4 protein-coding genes are annotated in these 3,358 nt (G+C 46.0%); all 4 read right to left on the bottom strand.

Features of this window, described 5'->3' with window-relative positions; genetic code table 11:
* Positions 1-118: 118 nt before the first annotated feature.
* The gene (locus C7B77_RS26625; protein WP_106312115.1) at positions 119-610 is read right to left on the bottom strand and encodes a YajQ family cyclic di-GMP-binding protein; all 492 of its coding nucleotides are present in this window, start codon (positions 608-610) and stop codon (positions 119-121) included.
* An 86-nt stretch (positions 611-696) separates the two neighbouring features.
* Positions 697-1,116 (bottom strand): MAPEG family protein, encoded by a 420-nt coding sequence (locus C7B77_RS26620; RefSeq protein WP_106312112.1) that lies wholly within the window; start codon positions 1,114-1,116, stop codon positions 697-699.
* 149 nt (positions 1,117-1,265) lie between these two features.
* Positions 1,266-1,760: a DNA recombination-mediator protein A gene (locus C7B77_RS26615; protein WP_106312109.1), complete on the bottom strand. Its 495-nt coding sequence runs from the start codon at positions 1,758-1,760 to the stop codon at positions 1,266-1,268.
* A 178-nt stretch (positions 1,761-1,938) separates the two neighbouring features.
* The coding region (locus C7B77_RS26610; RefSeq protein WP_219892291.1) for a WD40 repeat domain-containing protein at positions 1,939-3,358 on the bottom strand (1,420 nt) is incomplete at its 5' end.

Here is a 3,358-nt window from a genome sequence, read left to right as displayed (position 1 = left end):
GTTAATTTACCCATGCTTTCTCGATCGATAAAATATCAATTTTAACAAATGACAGGCGTTCGACAAACTACCCTAGATTGCCCAATTATCAATTATCAATTATCAATTATCAATTAATTTACCGATAATTAGTAAACTGCAAAGCCACTGGCAGATCTTCTTGTTTGAGCCGCTGCATTACTGCTTGCAATTCATCTTTATCCTTGGCAGTAACGCGGACGACATCGCCTTGAATTGATGGTTGAACTTTTTTAAATTCATCCCGAATTAGCTTGGAAATCTGTTTGGCAATATCTTGACTGATACCTTTTTTGAGCGTAATTTCTTGACGGATACGATTGCCACTGGATGACTCAATTTTACCGTAGTCGAAAATTTTCAATGAGAGATTGCGTTTGAGTGCTTTGCTCTGGAGCATATCGTGGACGGCATCGAGAGTCATTTCACTAGCCGTATTGACTGTAATCTTTTCTTCGGCTAGTTCGACGGTAGTCTGCGTATCTTTGAGATCGTAACGACTTCCAATCTCGCGATTGGTTTGGTCGAGCGCATTGACTAATTCTTGACGATCGAAATCGCTGACAATATCAAAAGAAAATGTAGAAGCCATATTTAAATAGTTAATAGTTGATAGTTGATAGTTGATAGTTAGGGTTTTATTTTCCCTGTCGATACACCTAACACCTAACATCTAAGTTAATTCATCGTGCTGGTGATACTCATGGACATGAGTGTAAAGATAGCGACTGAGCCGACGCCGAACATTAGCGATCGACCGATCGGGAAATTGATGATATAAAATATTGAATAAAATAACCGCGCTACTGTAAAGCCGATCGCGCAATTTACTACCGTGGGTGAATTTTGCTGGGTAATATACGCCATTAATGCGGCTGCACTATACAGTATAAATGCTTCCCAAGAATTTTGATGCGCCCAAGTTGCTCGTTTGCCATAGTCTGGCATTTTATCGAATGCAGCACGCGGAGCTGAAATATCGAACCCGACTTGAAAGCGGGTAATGGCAACTACTAAATAGGGAAAGTAAACTAGAAATGCCGCAGCCGCGATCGAGCCGAGTAAAATTGTTGGAGTAGAGAGATTGGCGAAATTCATAAAACGGGTGTTTGCGGCTGGTAATCTAAGTTGGATTAGAGCATTAGTAGGTAGTAAACCGCACTTTTCACCAGAATTCGTCTGTCAGAGTGGGGCAACTAAACCCCAATTCGATCGCCCAACCTACATGAGTCGGTTGGGAAAACAGGTTAGTCGAAATAGAATAGAGTTACAACTTTACGTTGTTCTTCTGCCTCATGGCAGGTTTGGAGCAAAGTGTCACTATCGTGGAAAGCAAAACAGATCAACTGCTGACAGCGAGAAACAATTTCCTGATTGCACAACGCGCTAGCTTCGCCGAGCGAAAGTGAGTCATTACCAGGATTTTCTACCAGGTGCATGACATTCTGCAACTGATCTTGAGATTCCCGAGGTTGACGAGCGAGACTTTGGGGTAAGATTACCGTCAACATGTCTCGATCGGCTCGAATAGCTCCCCGAATTGCCGCAGAATTTGTACCCGTAGCACCAGAGGTAATCAAACGATTGCCAGACAGTACCAGAGCATAGCTCATCATCTCGATTAGATGTTGGTGTGTAATCGGGACGTGACGAGAACCCAATAGAGCAATTTTCTTGGAGCCAGTCTGTTGAATCGTAGCTAGTTCCTGGGCCAGGGTATCGATTTCAGATACGTTAATCAAAGACGGTGCGTGGCTTAACAACTTTGCTATTTTAGCATAATAATGGCTTTAGGGAGCGGGGAGTGGGGAGTTGGGAGTTGGGAGTGGGGAGTGGGGAGTTGGGAGTTGGGAGCGATGCTGCCTTGTTGACGATCGGGCGATGATGGTATTCTTACCAATTACTCATTACTCATCCACCCTAATCCTCGATCGCGCCTAACAACTTCAATGTCTGTCTTTGTCCGGGTGGCAGTCCGGTGGCTCCGGTAATATTGGTATCTTCGTAGGGACGTTTGAGTTGGAGCGTATGGGGAGATCGATCGCCATTGACATCCCAGATTTTAATCGTTTCGTCTTCTCCTGCGCTGGCAATTGTCGAACCATCGGGACTGTAGGCGATCGACCACACCCAGTTGGTGTGTCCGGTATAAGTGTGGAGACATTCGCCTGTAGTAATATGCCAACGGGTTATCAGTCGATCGCCGCTACCGACGATTAAACAATCGTCGCTCGGTGTGGGTGAAACAGGCGATCGACTAAACGCAACGGTTGTAATCCAGCTCTGGTGAACATCTAGAGTTTGTAGGCACTCCCAATTACTGGTGTCCCAAACTTTAGCCGATTTATCCATACTGCCAGTGGCTAGATAGCGTCCGTCAGGACTAAAAGCCACGGTCAGCACGTTGAGATAGTGGGCAATGATGGTATGCAGACATTCGCCTGTATGGAGATCCCAAATCCTAATTTTATTTTCACATGCAGTCGCGATCGTGTGATTTACTTGACAAATTGCAACTGATTCGATCCGCTTGGGATGACCGAGCGACGATCGAGGCCGATCGGCAATCGTGCTGTGGCGATCGCCGATGGGGAGATCCCAAATATGTAATTCGGCTTGATAATTACCAGAAATTAACTGACAACCATCGGGGCTAAATGCTAGCGCACAGATGCCTGCGGATGAGGTCTCGATCGTGTGGCAACAGCTTAGATCGTGTAAATCCCAGAGTCGAATCGTGCGATCGAGACTACTACTAGCCAAATAGCGACCATCGGGACTAATGGCAATCGTCAGCACGGCATCGGTATGTCCGGTGAAGGTATGAATGCAAACCAGGTGTTGCAGACTCCACAGCCGAATCGTGCAATCGCGATGACAGCTAGCCAACCAGTCCCGATTGGGGACGAAGGCAATTGCTTTAATCGAGTTACCGTAACCATTAATAGTTTTGACACATTTCCCGGACTGGAGATCCCACATCTCGATCGACCGATCCTCGCTACCGCTGACGAGATGACGTTCGTCAGGTGAGAGTGAAATACTCCAAATCCGTTGTTGACGACCGCGCAAGACAGTCTGACACGTCCCAGACTGGAGATCCCAAACGCGGATCGTTCGATCTTCGCCAGTACTAAAGAGCGTGTGACCATCAGCACTCATCTCGATCGACCAAATCCAGTCTAGATGTCCGCTTAAAGTACCGATCGGCTCTCCCGAAATCGTATCCCAAATATAGATAATCGGTGACATGCCACTGACGACTAGTGCAGTGTCAAGATTAAAAATTAGGGTTACTTGGTTGCTTGCTAAAATGAGGAAAATTCCAAACAGAGGCAAG

It is taken from the genome of Chamaesiphon polymorphus CCALA 037, assembly GCF_003003845.1.
Lineage (GTDB): Bacteria > Cyanobacteriota > Cyanobacteriia > Cyanobacteriales > Chamaesiphonaceae > Chamaesiphon > Chamaesiphon polymorphus.
The sequence above is the reverse complement of the archived record's forward strand: the minus strand, read 5'-3'. Positions and strand labels throughout refer to the sequence as shown.

What these genes read in the sequence shown, in the direction of transcription:
- C7B77_RS26625 (WP_106312115.1), bottom strand. Translation starts at nt 610, where the DNA reads ATGGCTTCTACATTTTCTTTTGATATTGTCAGCGATTTCGATCGTCAA.
- C7B77_RS26620 (WP_106312112.1), bottom strand. Translation starts at nt 1,116, where the DNA reads ATGAATTTCGCCAATCTCTCTACTCCAACAATTTTACTCGGCTCGATC.